This window comes from Bacillus sp. 17RED48 (assembly GCF_019837545.1).
Taxonomy (GTDB): domain Bacteria; phylum Bacillota; class Bacilli; order Bacillales; family Bacillaceae_G; genus Bacillus_A; species Bacillus_A wiedmannii.
The window spans coordinates 501,920-522,672 of record NZ_JADAXG010000001.1 but is presented as its reverse complement, the minus strand read 5'-3'; the positions used below and the strand labels follow the sequence as shown (position 1 = coordinate 522,672).

The following is a 20,753-nucleotide window of genomic DNA, read 5'->3' as shown; positions in this document are numbered from 1 at the left end:
TTGTGTCTGTACGATATCATTCCAACATCTTTTTAAGCATAATTCTTGTCTCACAAAGATTTGCTACGTATACTTAAACAACAGATAGGAGGGTAAAATATGCAACATTTTATTGCCTTCTTGTACCTAAGTAGCTTGTAAGAGATGAACTCCTTGTACGCTCTTGCAAGCTGCTTGTACTACAAGGAGGGATTACAAATATGAAATTTGAAAAAACACGTGCTTATACAAGACATCAACGTCAACGCACAATGCGCCGAAAGATGAATATCGTAAAACATGCCTGGGGATATATCCCTGAAATTTCCGGTATTTTTGCGAAAGGAAAAGTCCACTGTTCTTGCGGAATGTGTACAACAAAGTGGCGAACAGAAGGACCACCCGCTAGTGTACAGAAGTGGTTATACAAAATTGATACATACGAAAAATAATCGTTCTTTCTAACAAAGGTCTTCCCTCGAAGACCTTTTTCCCTATTTAAAGACTTATTTACTCCAAATTTTTTCCCCAGTGTGAGCATCAATATAACGAATTTCTCGACTACAGCCAAAGGATTCTTTATGATTTTCATCTGTCGTTTGTTTATACAACAGTTCGTATTTCATTTCCTCTACATCAACATCTATATGCCATTCTAATTTCACTAGGATGGCCTCTTTGTATATTTGTAACGCTTTTTCTTTTGTTACTTTCGGTATTGTTTCGTATGTAAGCAGTTCTTTTATAAGGTTGCTAGACTCTCCGGAATAATGCACCACAGCCCCATTTTCCGCATTGATATTAACCATAAATTGCTTATACTCTGCCGGAATGCCATTCACATATACAGAAAAGGTAAATCTTTCAATCCCATCTTCTGCTTCTTCACGTTCTTCCCAAAGACGTAGATATTGTGTGACATCTGGAATAACTTGTTCCAAAAATTGAAGTGCTTTTTGTAAACATTCCTCTCTAGACAGTATTTTCTTTACTTCTTTATCGTCTGTCAGTTTTATAAAGCCAATTAATTCATTGGTATATTTATCAACCGTAATTCCAATTAAATTATTATATTTTAACATTGGTAAATGCTTTTTAAAGAATTCATTCATTAAATATGAGTTCTTTTCTTCTTTCTGTTTTTGTAATTCCTCTTTCGGAACAAATTTCGTCCTTATTTCATCATCATTTTCTGTCTCATCTACTTTTGTAAAACTTTCTTTATCCCAGCCAATTAATTCGAATATGTCACCTTGCCGGCTATCTTTTTTTGTTTTTTCAACAGCTACTGTCGGCGGTAATTTATAATGTTCTGGTCCAAATAAATCTTCTCCCGTACTTGCATTAATAGATGCATGACTAGGTTCTGGTTCATATACAAGATGGTACCCTTTTACTTCTTCTCCATTTTCATACTCACATGAAGAGTGTGTTAAATCTACAAATACAAGTCTCATATCTTGTCTAGCTTTCAAATTTTCTAAAACGACGTTCTCCTCAACAATTCCACTTGGCCATAAAGGTTTTTTCTCGATAGCTTTTTGTCCATTATAACGAAAATACATAACATTACCTGAAGGATGAACTCGCACAACACACCCTGTATTCGGCAATGGATAGCCATTTACTTCTTGCATATAATTTAATTCTTTCCGACCGCGCCTGTCGTCCTTAACCGTTACATATGTATAAAATTCATATCCTTCTTTTGTATATTTTTTTAAGAATGCATTTGCAATCTCTCTTGCTTTATTCTCCTCTAGCGCTTCCTTACCACTCGAAAAATATTTTTTATCATCTATACTAAATTCGATTAAATTACCAGTATGTCTATTCAGCGTAATTTGTATCGTTCTCTCCTCATCCTCTTTATGTTCCCACCATAATAGATGATATGGGTCATCCACACCTTCTTGATCATCTACGACAAGCCTAAAATCATCTGGAATATCAATCATATGAGCCACTTGCTCTTTTCTTTCTTTATCTTTTTGATTCATCATACCTCTCCATCATTACAATTTAAGTTAATTATAACAAATAAAACCAAAGAATTATAAACAAAAAAGACTAGAGATATCTCTAGTCTTCTACTTCGTCTCACGATGTAGCGTTACTCGCTTTAATCGTGGACAATATTTTTTTAGTTCGATGCGCTCTGGATTGTTTCGTTTATTTTTTTTAGAAATATAATTAAGATCACCGCACTCTGTACAAGCCAATGTAATATTTACACGCATATGTAATTCTCCTTTCTTTCAAAGATCGCAAACTAAAACGTAATGATTACGATTTATATGTTATATAACTTCATTCTATTTGTCAATTGTAAAAAAAGACAAAAATCTGAAACAATTAGTTCATACGAAATTCACACGAATCTATTACTATAGGAATTGTACATAGTGAACTTATTAACAATCACGTTTATTCATATAGAATCTTACTCGAAAGGAGTTGAAATTATGAAAACTAAATATCGTTTTATGATCTCATCATTTGCTGCTTGCGCTTATATGCTTTGGTATTTAGTATAATAACCTCGCTTGTAAATTGGAAAAGGTGTGTATATAAATGGAATATAATCAATCAACAGTTAACTATTGGAAAGCTTTTGTACTACCATATACATTTGCTTTAGAAGAGTTAAAAACTAAATTTGAAATTATGAACCGGGAAGCCCAATTTTTAGAGGATTACAACCCGTTTGAACATATAAAAACAAGATTAAAACAACCTGAAAGTATTATTAAAAAGCTTGAGCGTAAAAATTTATTACCGACAGTTGAAAATGCCCAAACTCATTTACAAGATATCATCGGCATTCGTATTACATGTTGCTTCGTAGAAGATATTTATCATTTAAAAGAAGTCATTCAAAAGCGTGAAGATATGGAAATCATAGAAGTAAAAGATTATATCGCTAATCCAAAGGGAAACGGGTATAAAAGTTTACACATGATTATTAAATATCCTTTATCACTGAATTCTGGTACAAAAGATGTATTTGCAGAAATCCAGTTACGTACGCTAGCAATGGACTTTTGGGCAAGTTTAGAACATAAACTTTACTATAAATATGAAGGGAAAATACCTGAGTATTTAAAAGATGAACTACATGATGCAGCAATGAAAGCTGAAGATCTTGATAATAAAATGGCAACAATTCGCCAAGATATTGATGAGATCGAAGCATGCTCAAATCAAATTATGTTACCACTATAAAAAAAGGTTCTCGCCAATGAGAACCTTTTTTATTTCGCTATTTACGGGCAGTAAGCTCCCAAGTTTCACGTTATTTTTTTCCTATCGTGCGAACTTCTTCAATTTTCCATCCATCTTCTTCTTTTCCAAGCGCATACTGTACATTTTTCTGAAGAGTGACCTCCCCATCTATTTCCTTTTCCTTTATTTCAACTAAGACATATCCTGCTTTACTAGCTTTCATGTCTATATGTTCCAATTCAATTTTCTTATTTCCCTTTTGAAAAGCTGCTTCTTTTTGTGTTTTTAAGTCTTCAGCACTAGGCATCTTCTTTGAAAATAATTCCATATGTTCAGCCAGATTTTTTTCATTTGTCGTCCGTACAAATTTCTCCATAACATCTTGAATCGATTTCTCTTCTTCTTTCGTTATTTGTACCTTTTCCTCAATTTTTTTAGTAGTAGATTTTTGTTCTATATGATTCTCTTGAGATTGACATCCAGCGAGCAATACTATACCTACTAGCAAAGGTCCGATTCCCATGAAAAAAGATCTCATCTTTCCATCTCCTAAAAAGAAAAGTGAGGCATTTCGCCTCACTTTCATTTATAATTAGCGTCTTCCTTTATTCGGATCGCCACCGCCAACAATATCAAAGACACGTTTAGCGATATTTGTATTCTCTTGAACGCCAGAGAACAAATATTTACCTGGGCCAAATGCATATACGTTTACATCTTCCCCTGTATGTCCACCTGTCGTCCATCCTGTAACCGAACGCTTATTGAAAATATCCTCAATCGCATTATCAATCTTTGTTACATCTTTTGAAGGAGCAATATCATTTACCGCTTTAATTTCTTCTGGTGTTAATTGTAAATCAATATATTTTTTCAATGTCTCTTCTACATTTGCACCTTTTGCAATCTCATTTGCCATGAAGTCTGGTGTGCGTTTTGCAGCTTTAATTGGATCTACTTTAAAGTTATACTCACCATTCGCACCTAAAGATAATCCGCCAGTAGCGTGATCTGCCGTTGCAACGACTAACGTATTTTTATCTTTTTTCGCAAACTCAATCGCTGCTTTAAATGCTTTTTCAAAGTCTTCCATTTCACTCATTGCACCAACGATATCATTATCGTGTCCAGCCCAGTCAATTTGGCTTCCTTCAACCATTAAGAAGAAACCATTTTTATTTTTGTTCAAACGCTCAATTGCTGCATTTGTCATTTCTTCTAATGAAGGTGTCTTCTCATTACGATCAATCATTTTATCTAATCCACCTGGTGCAAATAAACCAAGGATTTGATCATTTTTATCATTTAACAATTGATCTCGATCTGTTACGTAGCTATAACCAGATTTCTTAAACTCTTCTGTAAGATTACGATCTTTTCTAACAAAGTTTTTTACGCCGCCGCCAAGCATAACATCTACTTTATGCTTCCCTTTAATTTTCTCATCAAAATAATCATTTGCAATTGCATCCATATTTTTACGACTAATGTCATGCGCACCGAAAGCAGCTGGTGTTGCATGTGTAATTTCAGAAGTAGCAACGAGTCCCGTTGATTTCCCTTTTTCTTTCGCTTGTTCAAGTACAGTTTTCACTTCTGCTTTATCATTATCAACTGCAATTGCTGCATTATATGTTTTAATTCCTGCTGACATAGCTGTTGCTGCAGATGCAGAGTCTGTAATATTTTCATGTTCATCTTCCGGATATGTCTTTTGCGTTCCTACAAGATGCTTATCAAATTCTGTAGATTCCATCTCAAAAGTTTTTGGATTATCTTTCATATAACGGTGAGCCGTCATATATGAAGGTCCCATACCATCCCCAATTAATACGATGACATTTTTAATCTTTGCATTGCTTCCGTTCTCATCTGCATTAACCTCACTAGAACGAGTAAAATTCCATGTTGCTACCGAAGTAACTGCTAACGACGCCACAACTGCAAATGGCCATGCTTTTTTCACAAACTTTTTCACTGTCTTGTCCCCCTAATTAGGTTATTCATTTCCCACTATCAAATTTAATAGAAGACTATTAAGAGAAAATTAGTTATATGTAAATTTTTTGTTAACTTATGTAAATATCAGTTATAATTTGTATAACTTTGTCCTTTCATAGCAACCTCCTTCCCCTTTACAATCAAAATATAAATAAGTTGGATTTCATTTAAAGTAAATCTCTTATTTAACATTTTCAATTTACTTTTATGAAAATTAATAGAAAAGTGGTGAACATTTATGAAAACAATAAAGCTAGATGAAACTTTTATTTTTGATTTACTCGACCTTTGCAAAACTATTGGATGGTTACAAGATAAAGCATTTATGAAAAAACAATTTGAAATGTATCTTTCTCTCGGCACACTTATCGGTTATATGCATGAAAATAAACTGATTGCAGCTGGAGGAGTATTTCCTTTTAAAGATAGTTTTTCTACTATTGGCATGTTAATCGTTCATCCTAATTTTCAAGGCCGAGGCATCGGGCGTATTTTGCTAAATCGTTGCTTAGAACACACTCTCCCAAAACAACCAATTGCACTTATTGCAACAAAAGCTGGCGAGCCTCTTTATACATCATGCGAATTTCACACAGTAACAACGATTCATCGTTTTGAAAAACAAACTACTAAGACACATATTGCTCATACACAACAAGTAAAAGAAAAAGACCTTTTGTCTCTCACTTCTCTCGATCAAATCGTAACTGGTGTTAATCGCTCTCTACTTTACTCGTTACTATTACCAAGAGCCATACACTCTTTTAAAATTGAGAGAAATAACTGTATAGAAGCTTTTTCCTTATGTATACAAAAAGGTAATATATTATGCGTCACTCCACTTATCGCAAAACAAGAGAAGGATGCTATTCAATTATTCAAGAAGATCTGCGAGTGTTGGAATGGCACAGTAAGGATCGATGTCCCACATTCACAATTTTCATTTCGTAAATTTCTTCAAACAGAAAATTTCCAAGAAACGCTTCTTTCACCTCTTATGATGAAAAATGGTAGCCAACTTCCTGGAAATCGTAATATGCTATTTGCTATGATAGACACAGCGTTATGTTAGAAAGGGGACACCTCATTGAAGCGATTTAGCTATTTTATGGTAGGTTGTCTTACTCTTACACTTTTAGTAGGATGTAGTGCAGCAAAAAAGCCAGTAGAACAAGTAAAACAAGTTAAAAATACACTTACAGCGAAACTAGCTACCGAGGAAAAAATGGTAGAAATAGATGGTCAAACCATTTACTTTAAAAAGATTGGTAATGAAAAACCACCTTTACTTATGATCCATGGATTTGGTGGATCATCAGATGGTTTTCAAAAGATTTACTCAGACTTAGCAAAAGATCATACAATTATTTCTGTAGATGCTTTAGGATTCGGGCGCTCATCTAAGCCAATGGATTTTTACTATTCTTTCCCAACCCATGCAAATTTGTATTATAAACTAATGAAAAAACTAGGTTATGATTCGTTTGCAATACTGGGACACTCAATGGGCGGAGAAATTTCTCTTAATTTAACGTATTTATATCCTGAAGCCGTTACCCACCTTATTTTAACTGATGCTACAGGCGGTCCTCATACATTCGTTAATAAACAAGGCTCACCAAAACCACAGTTATCGACTGATTTAAATACCGTTTCTACTATTGCAGATTATGATGAGGGCAAAGTAAAATCCAAGCGTAATGATGAAGAGCATTACAATAAAATGAAATTATGGCCTAGACGTCTTCAAATCAATGCAAATGAAATTACACAACCAACCTTAATTATATGGGGAAGAAATGATAGTAGCGTTTCTTGGAAAGAAGGAGAAACGTATCATCAATTCTTAAAAAATAGTACTTTCCATATTATCGAAAAAGGTTATCATGCACCATTTCGTCAAGAGCCACAAGAATTTGTAGGGTATGTAAAAGACTTCTTTAAGAACAATAAAGTTGAAAAATAAAATAAGCGGGTATCTCATTTTGAGATACCCGCTTTCATATATTAAGCAGCTTGCTTTTGGCGTTTTTGAGTTTTTGATCCTAATACTTTCGGAATAATGAAACCATCTATTCCAAATTTACCAGCGTTCATACCAGAGACTAGAACAAACATTGATAGGATAACCATTTCAGGGTTTACACCAATTGACCCACTAAACATATAGGAAAAGTTCATTACAAGACCGAAAAAGACCGCTGTTTTTGTTAAACAGCCTACAATTAAACCAATTCCAACTAAAATTTCTCCCCACGTTACAAGTGTATTAAATAGATCAACGTTTGGAATTGCGAAATCTTGTAAAAATGATGCCCACCAAGATTGAACAGCCGGTTGTGCTCCTTTAGATTTTTCAATTGCACCTTGTAAATAACCAGTTGCATCGAATCCTTTTCCTTGTAGTTTACCGATTCCAGCCATTAACCATGTGTAACCAAGATACACTCGAATTATTGCCAACACAAAAGAAACTGCTTTGTTTTCTCTTAAAAATTGAATAACCATATCTTCCTCCTAAAGTTGTAATTAAGTTAGTTACAGATAATATAATAACATTAGTTACTTATTTTTCAAACGTTAATTACGAATAATTTGTGACATGTGTATGAAACATTAAAAACTAACGTTTATATAGTAACTTTTTTTACCTGTAAAAACTTGAACATATCATACCATAGGTGATAATCATTTTCATTGAAGAAAATGTAAAAAAAATGTGAGTTAAATGTGAAACGCCTATATTCGAATATAGAATATAGGCGTTTTTTACTATTTATATAATTGAAATGTATGTGTCTCCTCATCGATTAATTTCGCCTCTTGAAAAGCATCTTCTAACGTTTTTTCATGGTTAATAAGCCCATAAAATAAGCGTATTGTAAGCATAAGTGCTGCATTCCCATCTACATAATCTATCGATCCAATATACGATTTCGCCCCACTACGTAAGAAAGATTCTGCTAGTTTTCTCTCCCCTAACGTACACCCACTATTTACAATATGTGTATTATGCAATTTTGCATATTTATAAATTTCTGCTGCACCAAAGTATCCCCTCGGTTCATCTTGTTCATATATATCTTCACCTAACTCTTCCATGACAAACTTTCCTTCCTCACCATGAAAGCAAAAAATAACATAATCGATATCGTTATATAAACCCTTTCCAGAAAGAATATTAATGAACTCTCTCGGTCTACCAATCCAGTATGTTACAACTTTTGCCCCAAAATATTCAAGCGATGCTCGGATTGATTGCGCCTCTAAATCCGAATTAAAACCAACTACTAATGCAACATTCAACATACACCCTCCATCCTATCATTAGATCTCATCCATCAAACTTTTAAGGGATAGATCCATTTCATATATACCCGTTTCTTGCAAAAAATCAGATCTAGTTAAAACGACTTTCTGTACATATTGCCTATACGCTGTAATTATCCCGTCGTGAGATACAATGCAAATTCTTTCAGCGCCTAGCTCATAGCACCAAAGAAGAAATTCATCTGCTATTTGCTGAAAACGATTCTCTGAAATAGTATTTATACCTTCCGTCCATAACTGCTTATTTGTACTTTTCTCTATCGAAAAATGTGGAAATAAATCTGCTATCATTCCCTGATCTACTATGTAATCACATGGTAATGTTTTCGCTCCTTCTCGATAAGGAAAAATACGTGGGGATACATATGGGTGGACAATTTTTTGACAAGCTACTTTCGTACTCCATATGTTCGCCGTTTGTAAAGTTCTAAGTGTAGGGCTGGCAATTAATATATCCTTTTCCTGTAATGGTACATCGAATTGAATGCATTTAGCCTGATTCTTTCCCTCATCCGTTAATGGTGGATGCAACACTTGTAAACTTGACGGCAAATCTTTTGTATGTTCTCCTTCACCGTGCCGAACAAAGACGAGTTTCATATCCAGCCTCCTCTCACTATGAAATCCTCTTACACATTTCTTCCCTATCTCATTCTTTATTCCTGCTATATGAAAAACTGGTATGTAAAAAACATTCGACATAATTAATTGGAAAACATTACAATTAGTTGTGTCAAATACTTTTTACAAGAGAGAGGGGAATCACAAATATGAAATGGATTATCGCCTTTATCGGAATGATCATATGGGGATACATAAATGGATTTTTTAATAGTGATAAAACTGCTAATCCTTGGATTACAGATGATGAACGTGAAACAAAAATTAAACAGAAAGCAATTACAGCAAGCTGGTCTGGTGTTTTTATGTTTTGTACCATTAACCTCTTAAACAAATGGTTAGGTGTAGGAACAAGCAATACATCACCTTACTTACCATCTTCTGTCGCAACTATTTTAAAAGAAAATGTAGAGTTACAAATTTTATTTATGCTATTTATTACGTATGGCATATTTTACGTATATTTTCGAAGAAAACTAAGTGCTTAACTTTTATTTCATGATTATCCTCCGAAATGGTTATAGTAATTAGGACGAAATGAAAGGAGCGATATAAAAATGGGTAACTCGAATGACTTTTTAGATACACTACAGGAAAAACAAGCAAAAGATGAACAAAACAGAAAGCGTCAGGGGAACGGAAACCCAGCGAAGAAAAAGCCGAATAAAACTCATAAATAACAATAAAAAAACGTGCCTAAAATTATTTTTTAGGCACGTTTTTTATTCTTCTTTCACCGAGATAACATTTTCCCAGTTCCATTTCTCATAATACCATTCTGGTACATCTATATTTTCAATCCACTTCTTTTCCTGTTTTCCATCACTATTGGCAATCCATACATTGGCTTTCTTACGGTCTGAACGTATCCATATTAATTGATTGCTCTTCCTCATGAAGATCGGATGATAATCACCTTGCTTATGAGCTGGCTTTGTGATTTGATATTGTTCGTCGCTTGTACTATCGATCTCATATAAAGATGGTAGTGGCCTTTTTTCTGGTGGCGTTTCTATCCCTGCCTCTTTTGCTCGTGAAACGATTATTACTTTATCGTTCTTCCATGCAAAATCCCAATCGACATATCCTTTCGGCGTAAATGTGTTCTGCTGAAGTGCAGGCAGTTCTTTTACTTTTAAATGCTTATTCTCTAACGCAACTCTCCCGCTTCCTTCAATATAGGCTAATATATTGTTGGATGGCGCCCATTTGAACCATTGGGTGTTTAATAGCATTTGATCTACCTTTTCAAATCGACTGCCATCTGCTCGAACTAAGCAAAGCGTATTACTATCAGCTGACCATGAAGCTGTCGGTACCGCTAAAAATGAAATCCACCTTTGATCTGGTGACCACTCAAACCCACTTGCAACTAGCGCTAGAAAATCATCATGTTCATTTGGTAATGCATACAAATGCTTCATTTTGTGAGGATTCATATGTGCATCTTTTTGCACTTCATATAGCTGAGCTCCTGTCCAACCTGTTGGAATTAAGTGTGCTTCAGAGGATACAAGAAACTTCTTTCCATCAGGGTACCATGCATAATCACCTACACCAGCCGATACATTTTCAAAATCTGTATTCTTTTTTTTGACATCAAACGTATTTAGTGTATTCATAAATACAAATGCAATTATATTCTCTTTCGGTGACCATTGATAATTCGATACTTCAGATTGCAATGGCCTAACTTTCTTTCCATCTTCCAATCGGTACAATTCCAAGGTGTTTTTCTTGTTTCCTTTAGCATAAGAAATCCATTCTCCATCATGAGACCATTTCGGCCCTGTTATGTACTCGCCTTTTGTTATTTGTTTTTCTTTTCCATCAATTTTAATCCAAAGATCATGATGACGAATAAAAGCAACTTTCACCCCATTATGTTCCGCACTAGTACTAAAAATTGAAGATAAAAAAACAAAAAAAACCACGCTACTACTCACGATAATTTTTTTCATACGTCCCTCCATTTTTCTTATAGCATTCCTCATATTCCGCTTACTATATGCGAACTTCACCCTGCATTAATTGACAGTTACTGCACAATTTTTGTGGATTCATGCTCAGTGGATGATGGGCTTTCCTCGCTGAATATTAGCCATTCGACATAATCCCAAAACATTTCCCAAGAAATTTTTAATTCAAAGAGGATTGGTATGAATTATGTCGAAAGTATAGTTTAGCCAACATTCGGTTTTATATTTCAGAACAAAAATGCAAGATAAATTTTCGGAATATTGACACTTTTTATTAAGGGGAGTTTCAATGAAAAAAACTACGTCTACACTATTAAGTATGGCGCTCGTCTTTTCTAGTTTTGGAGCTTTAAGCGCACGTGCTGAATCGCTGCAAAAGGAGAAGCAATTTAGTCCACAATTAAAAGTGAATATTGAACAATGGGGAGAAAACAAAATCGCGCAAAATGTTGAAACAAAAACATCAAAAGAAATTTCAGTCATTGTAGAATTGCAACATGCTCCGCTCGCTTCACAAAGTAACATTCAGCATGCTCCGGATTTAAAAAACGGCAATGTGCAATCATACCATGCACAACTAAAAAAGGCACAAGAGGATACAACAAAGAAAATTAAAGAAAAAGCACCAAAAGCAAAGATAAAAGAAACGTATAGTACACTATTTTCTGGATTTTCTATTTCTATCCCAGGAGATCAAGTTGCTGCTTTAGCTTCTTTACCCGAAGTAAAAGCTGTTTATCCGAACTTAACATATAAATTGCATGAAACAGCAAAAAGCGCTACTAAAGAAGAAGCGCCAAATATTGGCGGACCGACAATCGGTGCACCTGAAGCTTGGAAACTAAAAGATCCAACTGGCAAACCGCTTGATGGAAAAGGAATGAAAGTCGCTATTATTGATTCAGGTGTAGACTATACACACCCTGACTTACAAGCAAATTATATCGGTGGATATGATACAGTCGATGAGGATAACGATCCGATGGATGGAAATGTCCACGGCACTCATGTAGCTGGAATTATTGCTGGTAACGGAAAAATAAAGGGGATTGCTCCGAACGCTTCTATACTCGCTTACCGTGTCATGAATGATGGTGGTACTGGCACGACCGATGATATTATTCAAGGTATTGAGCGCGCTATTCAAGATGGTGCAGATGTTTTAAATCTATCTCTCGGTCAAGATTTGAATGTCCCTGATCAACCTGTAACAATGACGTTAGAACGCGCAGCAAAACTTGGTGTTACTGCAGTCGTTTCAAATGGAAACGATGGACCAAAGCCTTGGTCTATTGATGCTCCTGGTAATGCTAGTAGTGTCATCTCTGTTGGTGCATCTACTGTTTCTATTCCATTCCCGACATTCCAAGTAGCTGGTTCTAATAAATCTTACCAAGGATTACCGTTATCAAACGCAGATTTCCAAGTAGGAAACGATGCTCAACTTGTCTATGTTGGCTACGGTAATTCGAGCGATTATGCTAAACAAGATGTGAAGGGTAAGTTCGCCCTTGTCTTACAAGGAACTTCAAGCACATTAGTAAAAGCAGAACAAGCGAAACAAGCTGGCGCTATCGGGGTACTACTAATTTCTAATGAAAAAGAAATTAATATTATGCCCGAATATTTTGGACATGAAGATGTAGCTCTTCCGGTTATGCAGCTATCAAATACAAATGGCGAAGAGTTGAAAACTTTAATTACAAAACGAAAGAAAAATATAAAGATTGGACAACCAAACAAAACCGAACTGATTGGTAACTTCAGCTCAAGAGGACCATCACAAGGAAGTTGGCTTATAAAACCTGATGTTATTGCACCTGGAGTAAAGATTACAAGCACAGTGCCACGAGGTGGCTATGAATCTCACAACGGAACAAGTATGGCTGCTCCGCAAGTAGCGGGAGCCGTTGCCTTACTGCGTCAAATGCATCCTGATTGGACGACAGAACAATTGAAATCTGCTCTTGCCAACACTGCAAAAACATTAAAGGATGTCAATGAAAATACATATCCTATCATGGCACAAGGATCAGGTTTAATTAACATTCCAAAAGCAGCCCAAACAGATGCATTAGTGAAACCGAACAATGTAAGTTTCGGTCTTATTAAGCCAAATAGTAGCAAAGTGAAACTAACACAAAATATTACGTTACAAAATCTTTCTAACAAAAAGAAAAACTTTTCAACTCGTATTGAATTACTAGATACAAAAACAAAAATCCAGACTTCTTTCCCTTCTTCAATTAGTTTAAAACCAAATAGTAACATCGAAAAGCCTTTTACTATTACTGTGGACAGCTCCTTACCACAAGGTGTATATACAGGAAATCTGTATGTAAAAGAACAAGGTAAAACTGAAGAAATGCGTATCCCATTTACATTTAGTATTGATCCGAAAGAATACAAGCGTATCGATGGCGTTGAAATCGTTAATTCTACTTTCAGTCCAAATAATGACAACATACTAGATGACAACCTAATCAATTACTATTTAGTTACACCTGTTGAGGATATAGCGTTTCATGCTAATTTAATTACGAAAGACCGTGTGACATATCAAGGCATGGTATACCAAGGCAAAAACGAAACACCTGGTTATAAATCTTTCAAATGGAATGGTACAAGAAAGGACGGATCTCCATTGCCTGATGGCTTATATCAAATCGAAGCTGTTGCTTCTAACTCTGGTGGAGAAACAAAACAAACAGGAGCTGTATTTATCGATCGAACAGCACCTAAGTTAACACACGAAATTGATCAAGAAAATCTCATAATTAGAGGGAAAGTTGATGATATTCTACTAGATTGGATGACAGAATCTGGTTGGATTGCACCTGGTATTCCAGTAAGAATGCAATATGAAATTAACGGAAATGGTGTATGGGAGAGTGCATTCCTAAACACTTGGGAGAAAAACTACGAAATTTATTTCGATCGTAATCAATTACAAGAAGGAAAGAATACCATTCATATCGTTGCAACCGATGCAGCTGGAAATACGACTAATTTAAATATTGATTTAGAAGTGAAATAAAGTGAAACTTTAATCAGCACTCACCAATCGGACGTTTACGGGCAGTAAGGCTTCCATCTAACTTCTTTGCTCCGGCCAAATTTTGAGGTAGGAATTTTACTGCCCACAAATAGCGGGATAAAATTATTGTTGACAATCTTTTAAAAATAGTTTTATAATACGAAACATAGTTTAGTTGAACGAATTATATATCGGCTTTGAAGGAATACTAGTAGCGACTTATATCCCTGTCTCAGAGAACTGATGATTGGTGCGAATCAGTACATATACAAGCGTGAATTACAATTCTGGAGCTTCTTTCCCGTAGTGCACATAATGCATGAAGAGAAAGACGGATCTTTCCGTTATCTTAAAGTGAGTGGTAAACAATTTTTCTGTTTACAATTAGGGTGGTACCGCGATTTTTATCGTCCCTATCGGATTTTCCGATAGGGGCTTTTTTGCGTCCTTCCCTTTTGCACAATTTCATATATACGCGTTGAAAGAATCGCAGTAATATCTTATATCCCTGTTACAGAGAGCTAATGGTCGGTGGAAATTAGCACATATATAAGTATGAATTACAATTCTGGAGCTTCTTTTTCGTAGTGCTTGTACGCATGAAGGAAAAGACGGAGTTTTTCCGTTATCATTAATTGAGATGTAAGTATGTTTTCACTTACAAATAGGGTGGTACCGCGATTCTTTCGCCCCTATCGGATTTTCCGATAGGGGCTTTTTCTATTTCTCACAGAAACAAATGTTAAATAATTCCGAATCTTATGATAAAATTTTATAAGCGCTTACAATTTTGAAAGGTGGTGATTCCAGCTATACCCAACCAATATTCAATTTTATAGAAAACAAGGAGGATGTCTAAATGACAAAGAAAACAGAAATTCCATCGCATTTAAAACCATTCGTATCCACGCAGCATTATGATCAATATACACCGGTGAATCACGCTGTTTGGCGTTACATTATGAGACAAAATCATAGTTTCTTAAAAGACGTTGCTCATCCAGCCTATGTGAACGGACTACAATCATCTGGTATAAATATAGATGCAATTCCAAAGGTAGAAGAAATGAATGACTGTTTAGCACCAAGCGGATGGGGAGCTGTAACAATTGATGGACTTATTCCTGGCGTTGCATTCTTTGATTTCCAAGGACACGGCTTACTACCAATCGCAACAGATATTCGGAAAGTAGAAAATATCGAGTACACACCAGCTCCAGATATCGTACACGAAGCAGCAGGACACGCACCTATTTTACTGGATCCTACATATGCGAAGTATGTGAAACGCTTTGGACAAATTGGTGCGAAAGCTTTCTCTACAAAAGAAGAACATGATGCTTTTGAAGCTGTTCGTACATTAACAATCGTAAAAGAAAGCCCTACTTCTACTCCTGACGAAGTTGCCGCTGCTGAAAATACTGTAATTGAAAAACAAAAGTTAGTTTCTGGTTTATCAGAAGCTGAACAAATTTCACGTCTTTTCTGGTGGACAGTAGAATATGGATTAATCGGAAATATAGATGCTCCAAAAATATATGGTGCTGGTCTCCTTTCTTCTGTTGGCGAAAGCAAACATTGCTTAACAGACGCTGTAGAAAAGGTTCCATTCTCTATCGAGGCATGTACAGGTACAACTTATGACGTAACAAAAATGCAACCACAACTATTTGTTTGTGAATCATTTGAAGAGCTGACTGAAGCACTTGAGACATTTGCTGAAACGATGGCCTTTAAAACAGGTGGAAAGGAAGGTTTAGAAAAAGCGATTCGCTCTGAAAACTATGCAACCGCTGAACTAACTAGTGGATTACAGATTACAGGTACATTCAGCGAGACAATTGAAAACGATGCAGGTAAAGTGATTTACATGCGAACAAATTCGCCAACTGCATTAGCAATTCATAATAAACAACTAGCGAATCATTCTACGTCTGTACACAGTGACGGCTTTGGAACACCAATTGGATTACTCACTGAAAATATTGCATTAGAAAATTGTACAGATGAACAACTACAATCATTAGGAATTACAATTGGAAACATTGCTGAATTTACTTTTGCAAGTGGTATTCATGTAAAAGGAAAAGTAACAGATATTATAAAAAATGATAAGAAAATTGCTCTTATTTCCTTTATCGATTGCACTGTTACTTATAACGCCCGCGTATTATTTGATGCTTCATGGGGCGCATTTGATATGGCTGTTGGCTCACAAATCATTTCAGTATTCCCAGGAGCAGCAGATGCAGCATCATTTTTCCCAATTGATGAGGAAATAGAGGAAACTCCAGCACCTCTTGCATTAACTGAGCTGGATCGTATGTATCAAACAGTTCGTGATATTCGAGGTGGAGGTATTTTACACGACGCACATGTCGATCAATTAGTAGCAATTCAAGAGGTATTAAATAAATTTTATCCGAAAGAATGGCTGCTTCGCCTTGAAATATTAGAATTACTTTTAGAGCATAACAAAGGGCACGAAACATCAGCAGCATTATTACAAAAACTTTCTACTTTCACAACTGACGAAGCTGTAACACGCCTTATTAACAATGGTCTTGCACTACTGCATGTAAAGGATGTGAAAAATGATGCTGCGATTAACTGAAGAAGAAGTTCAAGGGGAATTATTCAAGGTGGATAAATGGATAGTAAAAGATGAAAAATGGATTGAACGAAAATATATGTTTTCCGACTACTTAAAAGGAGTCGAATTTGTCTCTGAAGCCGCCAAACTATCAGAAGAACGTAATCACCATCCATTTATCCTTATCCAGTATAAAGCAGTCATTATTACTTTGTCATCTTGGAATGCAAAAGGTTTAACGAAACTAGATTTTGAGCTTGCAAAGCAGTTTGATGAACTATTTTTACAAAACGAAAAAGCAATTATAAGAAAGTAAAAAAAGAGAAGCCTTTTTTAGGCTTCTCCTTTTATTTTGAAATGAATACAATGTTCAAATGGGTCCTCAACTTGTAATATTCCATCTTTGTACGTAGCGACTTTGCCAATATTTTTTAAGCTTTCACATACTTGCTCTTTTTGTTTTTCATCCGCTAGTACAATTGTGAAATATTTCAAGCCGACGGAATTTGGCATTTGCGGCGGTATTTCTTCACCTTGCCACGTATTTAAACCGATATGGTGATGATAGCCACCTGCCGATACGAACAACGCTCCATTACGAGCTGGGATTGTTACTTCAAAACCAAGACCATCCACATAGAAACGTTTCGCTTCTTCCAAATCAGCTACATGGAGATGAATATGTCCCATCACAGTACCCGCCGGAAATCCATTCCATGTACTTCCTTGCTGTAATAGTTCTTCACCAGCTAACGGGTTACTAACAAATGGTAGTTCTCCATTCTCATCACGCCAAACTTCTTTTTGGCGATCATGATAAATTTCAATCCCGTTTCCATCTGGATCAGCTAAATAAAGGGCCTCACTAAAGTAATGGTCGGCTCCGCCGTGCAGTGGATATACCATTTCTACAAGATGACGAAGAATATTCGCTAAATCCTGTCTGCTTGGTAATAAGATTGCGTAATGATATAACCCCGTTCTCCCTCTTTGCTTTGGTAGAGCTTCTTTCTTTTCTTCAATAATAAGGAGTGGTTCGTTATTTTCATTCCCAAATGTAACAACCATTTCATCTTCTTTTAGTACTTTCATACTTAGTACTTCTGTATAAAACTCTAGTGATTTCTTTATATTTGATACATATAAATGAACAACATCAAGTGTTGTGTCGGGATGAAGTTGAAAACTCATCTTGTTAGCCCCCCATTTAATTTAGTTCTTCTTTAACATTCTCTCTTTTAAGAAATTATCTACAAAACCGTCTGCTTTCGCAACAAATAAGTACGCACCCATTGCTAACAATGCAAGTTCTAATTCGAAGCCAGGATTTTTTCCATCTCCTAATAAACCAGCTGACCATTTTACTTTTACAATTGCTCCAACCATTACAAGTGCAAATAATAATCCAATATATCTTACACCTAAACCTAGAATTAACAATATACCACCAACTACTTCCGCTGTTGCTACACCGTATGCAAGACCTCCTGGTAAACCAATGCTTGTAAACCACCCTGCAATATTGTCAATCCCCGATTGGAATTTTGTTAAACCGTGCATAAAGAACGTTACCCCTAACACGATACGAATAATTAAGTTACCGATATGTTGATTCATTTCATTCTCTCCTTTATAGTTTTCTTATACAAAACTTTTATTTACATTACAAAACATACACTAATTTTTTTTATTCGTCAATTCATTTTCACTGGGAAAAAATATATTTTTTTTGCTATGATACAAATAGTTGTTTACAAAAAGGAGCTTGATTTTATGAATATTGGTTCTGCAATACGTGAAATTCGTCAACGTAGAGGCATAACAATCGCACAAATTTGTGAGGGAACAGGTCTTTCTAAAGGATTTATGAGTCAGGTTGAAAATAATAAAACATCACCATCTATCTCAACTTTAGAAACAATCTCCAATTTTTTAAACGTTCCCCTTCCCTATTTATTATTAGAACAAAAAGATCGGTTGAAAGTTGTCAAAAAGGGAGAGCGTAAATACAGTGTATACGGAAAAGATGAACAAAGAATTGAACATGTTGCGGAGCAAGGTGGCCTTCGCCTAAATCTCGTGGAAATTCCTGCTGGGTTTCCGAAAGAAAATATACCAAATGCCCATGAAGGGGAAGAATGTCACCTTGTATTACGCGGAAAACTAGAAGTTCAACATGGAGAAGATATTGCAATTGTAGAAGAAGGTGATTCTTTCTCTTGGAATGCATGTGTTCCTCATATTGTTCGTAATATAGGAGAAGAAACTGCATTATTACTCATCTCTAGTCATGCAGAAAATCGAAAACGTGTTTATTAAATAAAAAAGAAGCCTGTAAATCAGGCTTCTTTTTTATCCCCTTATAACTCCATAACTTGTCCCAACTAGTACAGTCTTTTCATGTTGATTGCGATAAACTGACTCGATTGAAACCTTTTTATATCCTTCCATCTGTTCAATATTTGTTAAAGTTAATTCACAAGTGATCGTATCTCCTGTAAAAACCGGTCTAATAAACTCACTTACTAATTCTCTTGCTATGTAATGTAATTCTTCTCCTACTTTCGTTCCAATACTAGCAGTTAATAAACCATGAACCATTAAACGTCCATTTTCATCATATTCCATATGATGCCTACCTTTATCTCCTGTAATATTTGCAAATTCAAAAACCTCTTCCTCAGTAAATCTTCTTTCGTATTTAAATATATCCCCAACTTTTACATTCATTTTTATCCCCCGTTTAATAAACAGAATTTTCTTTTATTTTATCATAAAATGAGTCTCAGTTCAGTTTATATTATTAAAATAGCGATCCTTTTTTACACTATCTTATTTTTATCGGTGCCCATCTTTTTTTGCTACTTGATACCCGTAGTACGCACATGTTCCATTTCTCGATAACTCTCTCACCTCAAAACCACAACTTCTATAAAAATCAAAATTACTCGCAGATGTATGTGCAAACCAGTCTCCATGTGGCAACTTTTGCAAACAAAGAGCGACAAGTTTCTTACCTAATCCCTTCCCTCTATATTCACATTTCACAACTAAATTTACTATGTTCGCGATCATGATTCCATCAGAAATGACTCTAACCATCGCAATCATCTCTTCTTCATCCCAAATTGTGAATGCCCATGTTGAATTTTCAAATGCTATCGTGAATTTTTCAATTTGCCAAGAAGGGATATTATCATTACTCCAACCAGCATCTTCGAATAAAGTTTTAATTGCATATGCTGGCACACCATTCGTTCCCTCACGAATAATAAGGCCATTATGATAAATATACATGTAATCCCCCCTTTATTTTTATATACCATTCTTCAAAAGATGCAATTTACCTTTTTTCATCCTACGCGTTTAATGGAATAAACGAGAACGTCCATCCCATGAAATGAAGTTGTTTTCTCATAACTAAGCCCTGTTTTTCTAGCAACAAAGATTGAGGCGGGGTGATCCGGATTAATAAGAGAAATTAATTTATTCATTCTTAATGCTTGGAAACCATAGTCTCGAAATGCTGCCGCTGCTTCTTTCGCATACCCTTTTCCCCAATACTGAGGTGATAACCAATAACCAATTTCAATTTCCTCTTTTCCATCTATCTGCTGCTTTACTAACCCTGCATGACCAATTCGTATTCCCGTTTCCTTTTCAATCAATACAAATAAACCAAGACCGTTTTTATAGCTAGGAATTACCCACTCCTCCAAACTTTTTTTACATTGCATATATGTTTTTAACGTCCCATTTCCAATATAGCGCATTACCTTCTCATTTCCCCATAGCGAAGCATAGAACTGCAAATCATCCATTGTGTATTTGCGAATTTGTAAACGATCTGTATGAAACATCTCTGCACTCCTTTCCACGAATTTGTACTTAACTACACGCTCATGTTTTGTATGTATACTAAATGTTACTATCTATTATAAAGTGAAACTTTAATCAGTGGGGGCTTTTGTTCATCCTCACTGATTAT

23 protein-coding genes and 2 other annotated features are annotated in these 20,753 nt (G+C 35.4%); of the genes, 10 read left to right on the top strand and 13 right to left on the bottom strand.

Features of this window, described 5'->3' with window-relative positions:
• Positions 1-200 precede the first annotated feature (200 nt).
• A complete protein-coding gene (locus ILT06_RS02790) occupies positions 201-431 on the top strand; it encodes a hypothetical protein (RefSeq protein ID WP_222654808.1) in 231 nt (76 codons plus the stop codon).
• 54 nt (positions 432-485) lie between these two features.
• On the opposite strand, the gene ILT06_RS02785 is transcribed toward ILT06_RS02790, so the two are convergent.
• Both ILT06_RS02785 and rpmG read right to left on the bottom strand, forming a co-directional pair.
• Positions 486-1,982, bottom strand: a complete 1,497-nt coding sequence (locus ILT06_RS02785) for a YcdB/YcdC domain-containing protein (RefSeq protein ID WP_142289406.1) — start codon at positions 1,980-1,982, stop codon at positions 486-488.
• 87 nt (positions 1,983-2,069) lie between these two features.
• A complete protein-coding gene (gene rpmG, locus ILT06_RS02780) occupies positions 2,070-2,219 on the bottom strand; it encodes a 50S ribosomal protein L33 (protein WP_222654807.1) in 150 nt (49 codons plus the stop codon).
• 334 nt (positions 2,220-2,553) lie between these two features.
• Here rpmG and ILT06_RS02775 point away from each other — a divergent pair, with 334 nt between their 5' ends.
• Positions 2,554-3,204, top strand: coding sequence for a GTP pyrophosphokinase (locus ILT06_RS02775; RefSeq protein WP_048562265.1), 651 nt, complete (start codon positions 2,554-2,556; stop codon positions 3,202-3,204).
• A 70-nt stretch (positions 3,205-3,274) separates the two neighbouring features.
• Here ILT06_RS02775 and ILT06_RS02770 read toward each other — a convergent pair whose 3' ends face one another.
• The gene (locus tag ILT06_RS02770) at positions 3,275-3,742 is read right to left on the bottom strand and encodes a hypothetical protein (protein WP_222654806.1); all 468 of its coding nucleotides are present in this window, start codon (positions 3,740-3,742) and stop codon (positions 3,275-3,277) included.
• Positions 3,743-3,796: 54 nt separating this feature from the next.
• Complete coding sequence (locus tag ILT06_RS02765; RefSeq protein WP_064474750.1) at positions 3,797-5,182, bottom strand: alkaline phosphatase; 1,386 nt, start codon at positions 5,180-5,182, stop codon at positions 3,797-3,799.
• A gap of 261 nt (positions 5,183-5,443) precedes the next feature.
• Here ILT06_RS02765 and ILT06_RS02760 point away from each other — a divergent pair, with 261 nt between their 5' ends.
• Together ILT06_RS02760 and ILT06_RS02755 are read left to right on the top strand one after the other, a co-directional pair.
• Positions 5,444-6,277, top strand: a complete 834-nt coding sequence (locus ILT06_RS02760; RefSeq protein WP_064474749.1) for a GNAT family N-acetyltransferase — start codon at positions 5,444-5,446, stop codon at positions 6,275-6,277.
• Between the two features lie 15 nt (positions 6,278-6,292).
• Positions 6,293-7,171, top strand: coding sequence for an alpha/beta fold hydrolase (locus ILT06_RS02755; RefSeq protein WP_064474748.1), 879 nt, complete (start codon positions 6,293-6,295; stop codon positions 7,169-7,171).
• Between the two features lie 41 nt (positions 7,172-7,212).
• Here the strand turns inward: ILT06_RS02755 and ILT06_RS02750 are convergent, their stop codons facing one another.
• The 3 genes from ILT06_RS02750 to ILT06_RS02740 all read right to left on the bottom strand — a co-directional run bounded on the left by ILT06_RS02750 (position 7,213) and on the right by ILT06_RS02740 (position 9,135).
• Positions 7,213-7,713, bottom strand: a complete 501-nt coding sequence (locus ILT06_RS02750) for a DoxX family protein (protein WP_088048088.1) — start codon at positions 7,711-7,713, stop codon at positions 7,213-7,215.
• A gap of 264 nt (positions 7,714-7,977) precedes the next feature.
• A complete protein-coding gene (locus tag ILT06_RS02745; RefSeq protein WP_064474746.1) occupies positions 7,978-8,514 on the bottom strand; it encodes a hypothetical protein in 537 nt (178 codons plus the stop codon).
• An 18-nt stretch (positions 8,515-8,532) separates the two neighbouring features.
• A complete protein-coding gene (locus tag ILT06_RS02740) occupies positions 8,533-9,135 on the bottom strand; it encodes a histidine phosphatase family protein (protein ID WP_222654805.1) in 603 nt (200 codons plus the stop codon).
• A 170-nt stretch (positions 9,136-9,305) separates the two neighbouring features.
• Between ILT06_RS02740 and ILT06_RS02735 the strand changes: the two genes are divergently transcribed.
• Together ILT06_RS02735 and ILT06_RS02730 are read left to right on the top strand one after the other, a co-directional pair.
• Positions 9,306-9,644: a hypothetical protein gene (locus ILT06_RS02735; protein ID WP_064474744.1), complete on the top strand. Its 339-nt coding sequence runs from the start codon at positions 9,306-9,308 to the stop codon at positions 9,642-9,644.
• A 69-nt stretch (positions 9,645-9,713) separates the two neighbouring features.
• Positions 9,714-9,836, top strand: coding sequence for a DUF4023 domain-containing protein (locus tag ILT06_RS02730; protein WP_064474743.1), 123 nt, complete (start codon positions 9,714-9,716; stop codon positions 9,834-9,836).
• Positions 9,837-9,878: 42 nt separating this feature from the next.
• Here the strand turns inward: ILT06_RS02730 and ILT06_RS02725 are convergent, their stop codons facing one another.
• Positions 9,879-11,117: an eIF2A-related protein gene (locus ILT06_RS02725; RefSeq protein WP_149173391.1), complete on the bottom strand. Its 1,239-nt coding sequence runs from the start codon at positions 11,115-11,117 to the stop codon at positions 9,879-9,881.
• A gap of 307 nt (positions 11,118-11,424) precedes the next feature.
• On the opposite strand from ILT06_RS02725, the gene ILT06_RS02720 reads away from it, so the two are divergent.
• From ILT06_RS02720 to ILT06_RS02710, 3 genes are all read left to right on the top strand, one after another.
• Positions 11,425-14,172, top strand: coding sequence for a S8 family serine peptidase (locus ILT06_RS02720; RefSeq protein WP_088048085.1), 2,748 nt, complete (start codon positions 11,425-11,427; stop codon positions 14,170-14,172).
• A gap of 188 nt (positions 14,173-14,360) precedes the next feature.
• Positions 14,361-14,590: a binding site (T-box leader), on the top strand.
• 51 nt (positions 14,591-14,641) lie between these two features.
• Positions 14,642-14,869, top strand: a binding site (T-box leader).
• Between the two features lie 162 nt (positions 14,870-15,031).
• Positions 15,032-16,786, top strand: a complete 1,755-nt coding sequence (locus tag ILT06_RS02715; RefSeq protein WP_064474740.1) for an aromatic amino acid hydroxylase — start codon at positions 15,032-15,034, stop codon at positions 16,784-16,786.
• Complete coding sequence (locus ILT06_RS02710; protein WP_000979547.1) at positions 16,767-17,081, top strand: 4a-hydroxytetrahydrobiopterin dehydratase; 315 nt, start codon at positions 16,767-16,769, stop codon at positions 17,079-17,081. The genes ILT06_RS02715 and ILT06_RS02710 overlap by 20 nt, the downstream gene beginning before the upstream one ends.
• A gap of 17 nt (positions 17,082-17,098) precedes the next feature.
• Here the strand turns inward: ILT06_RS02710 and ILT06_RS02705 are convergent, their stop codons facing one another.
• Together ILT06_RS02705 and ILT06_RS02700 are read right to left on the bottom strand one after the other, a co-directional pair.
• A complete protein-coding gene (locus ILT06_RS02705) occupies positions 17,099-17,956 on the bottom strand; it encodes a VOC family protein (RefSeq protein WP_088048084.1) in 858 nt (285 codons plus the stop codon).
• Between the two features lie 21 nt (positions 17,957-17,977).
• Positions 17,978-18,382, bottom strand: coding sequence for a DoxX family protein (locus ILT06_RS02700; RefSeq protein ID WP_001071551.1), 405 nt, complete (start codon positions 18,380-18,382; stop codon positions 17,978-17,980).
• A 156-nt stretch (positions 18,383-18,538) separates the two neighbouring features.
• Here ILT06_RS02700 and ILT06_RS02695 point away from each other — a divergent pair, with 156 nt between their 5' ends.
• Positions 18,539-19,084 (top strand): helix-turn-helix domain-containing protein, encoded by a 546-nt coding sequence (locus ILT06_RS02695; RefSeq protein ID WP_064474738.1) that lies wholly within the window; start codon positions 18,539-18,541, stop codon positions 19,082-19,084.
• A gap of 33 nt (positions 19,085-19,117) precedes the next feature.
• On the opposite strand, the gene ILT06_RS02690 is transcribed toward ILT06_RS02695, so the two are convergent.
• The 3 genes from ILT06_RS02690 to ILT06_RS02680 all read right to left on the bottom strand — a co-directional run bounded on the left by ILT06_RS02690 (position 19,118) and on the right by ILT06_RS02680 (position 20,697).
• Positions 19,118-19,495: a hotdog family protein gene (locus tag ILT06_RS02690; RefSeq protein ID WP_222654804.1), complete on the bottom strand. Its 378-nt coding sequence runs from the start codon at positions 19,493-19,495 to the stop codon at positions 19,118-19,120.
• 108 nt (positions 19,496-19,603) lie between these two features.
• A complete protein-coding gene (locus tag ILT06_RS02685; protein WP_000276112.1) occupies positions 19,604-20,062 on the bottom strand; it encodes a GNAT family N-acetyltransferase in 459 nt (152 codons plus the stop codon).
• A 56-nt stretch (positions 20,063-20,118) separates the two neighbouring features.
• The gene (locus ILT06_RS02680) at positions 20,119-20,697 is read right to left on the bottom strand and encodes a GNAT family N-acetyltransferase (protein WP_240368384.1); all 579 of its coding nucleotides are present in this window, start codon (positions 20,695-20,697) and stop codon (positions 20,119-20,121) included.
• Positions 20,698-20,753 lie beyond the last annotated feature (56 nt).

What these genes read in the sequence shown, in the direction of transcription:
- ILT06_RS02725 (WP_149173391.1), bottom strand. Translation starts at nt 11,117, where the DNA reads ATGAAAAAAATTATCGTGAGTAGTAGCGTGGTTTTTTTTGTTTTTTTA.
- ILT06_RS02745 (WP_064474746.1), bottom strand. Translation starts at nt 8,514, where the DNA reads ATGTTGAATGTTGCATTAGTAGTTGGTTTTAATTCGGATTTAGAGGCG.
- ILT06_RS02770 (WP_222654806.1), bottom strand. Translation starts at nt 3,742, where the DNA reads ATGAGATCTTTTTTCATGGGAATCGGACCTTTGCTAGTAGGTATAGTA.
- ILT06_RS02730 (WP_064474743.1), top strand. Translation starts at nt 9,714, where the DNA reads ATGGGTAACTCGAATGACTTTTTAGATACACTACAGGAAAAACAAGCA.
- ILT06_RS02690 (WP_222654804.1), bottom strand. Translation starts at nt 19,495, where the DNA reads ATGAATGTAAAAGTTGGGGATATATTTAAATACGAAAGAAGATTTACT.
- ILT06_RS02750 (WP_088048088.1), bottom strand. Translation starts at nt 7,713, where the DNA reads ATGGTTATTCAATTTTTAAGAGAAAACAAAGCAGTTTCTTTTGTGTTG.
- ILT06_RS02710 (WP_000979547.1), top strand. Translation starts at nt 16,767, where the DNA reads ATGATGCTGCGATTAACTGAAGAAGAAGTTCAAGGGGAATTATTCAAG.
- ILT06_RS02685 (WP_000276112.1), bottom strand. Translation starts at nt 20,062, where the DNA reads ATGTATATTTATCATAATGGCCTTATTATTCGTGAGGGAACGAATGGT.
- ILT06_RS02700 (WP_001071551.1), bottom strand. Translation starts at nt 18,382, where the DNA reads ATGAATCAACATATCGGTAACTTAATTATTCGTATCGTGTTAGGGGTA.
- ILT06_RS02735 (WP_064474744.1), top strand. Translation starts at nt 9,306, where the DNA reads ATGAAATGGATTATCGCCTTTATCGGAATGATCATATGGGGATACATA.
- ILT06_RS02760 (WP_064474749.1), top strand. Translation starts at nt 5,444, where the DNA reads ATGAAAACAATAAAGCTAGATGAAACTTTTATTTTTGATTTACTCGAC.
- ILT06_RS02695 (WP_064474738.1), top strand. Translation starts at nt 18,539, where the DNA reads ATGAATATTGGTTCTGCAATACGTGAAATTCGTCAACGTAGAGGCATA.
- ILT06_RS02705 (WP_088048084.1), bottom strand. Translation starts at nt 17,956, where the DNA reads ATGAGTTTTCAACTTCATCCCGACACAACACTTGATGTTGTTCATTTA.
- ILT06_RS02740 (WP_222654805.1), bottom strand. Translation starts at nt 9,135, where the DNA reads ATGAAACTCGTCTTTGTTCGGCACGGTGAAGGAGAACATACAAAAGAT.
- ILT06_RS02720 (WP_088048085.1), top strand. Translation starts at nt 11,425, where the DNA reads ATGAAAAAAACTACGTCTACACTATTAAGTATGGCGCTCGTCTTTTCT.
- ILT06_RS02785 (WP_142289406.1), bottom strand. Translation starts at nt 1,982, where the DNA reads ATGATGAATCAAAAAGATAAAGAAAGAAAAGAGCAAGTGGCTCATATG.
- rpmG (WP_222654807.1), bottom strand. Translation starts at nt 2,219, where the DNA reads ATGCGTGTAAATATTACATTGGCTTGTACAGAGTGCGGTGATCTTAAT.
- ILT06_RS02790 (WP_222654808.1), top strand. Translation starts at nt 201, where the DNA reads ATGAAATTTGAAAAAACACGTGCTTATACAAGACATCAACGTCAACGC.
- ILT06_RS02775 (WP_048562265.1), top strand. Translation starts at nt 2,554, where the DNA reads ATGGAATATAATCAATCAACAGTTAACTATTGGAAAGCTTTTGTACTA.
- ILT06_RS02715 (WP_064474740.1), top strand. Translation starts at nt 15,032, where the DNA reads ATGACAAAGAAAACAGAAATTCCATCGCATTTAAAACCATTCGTATCC.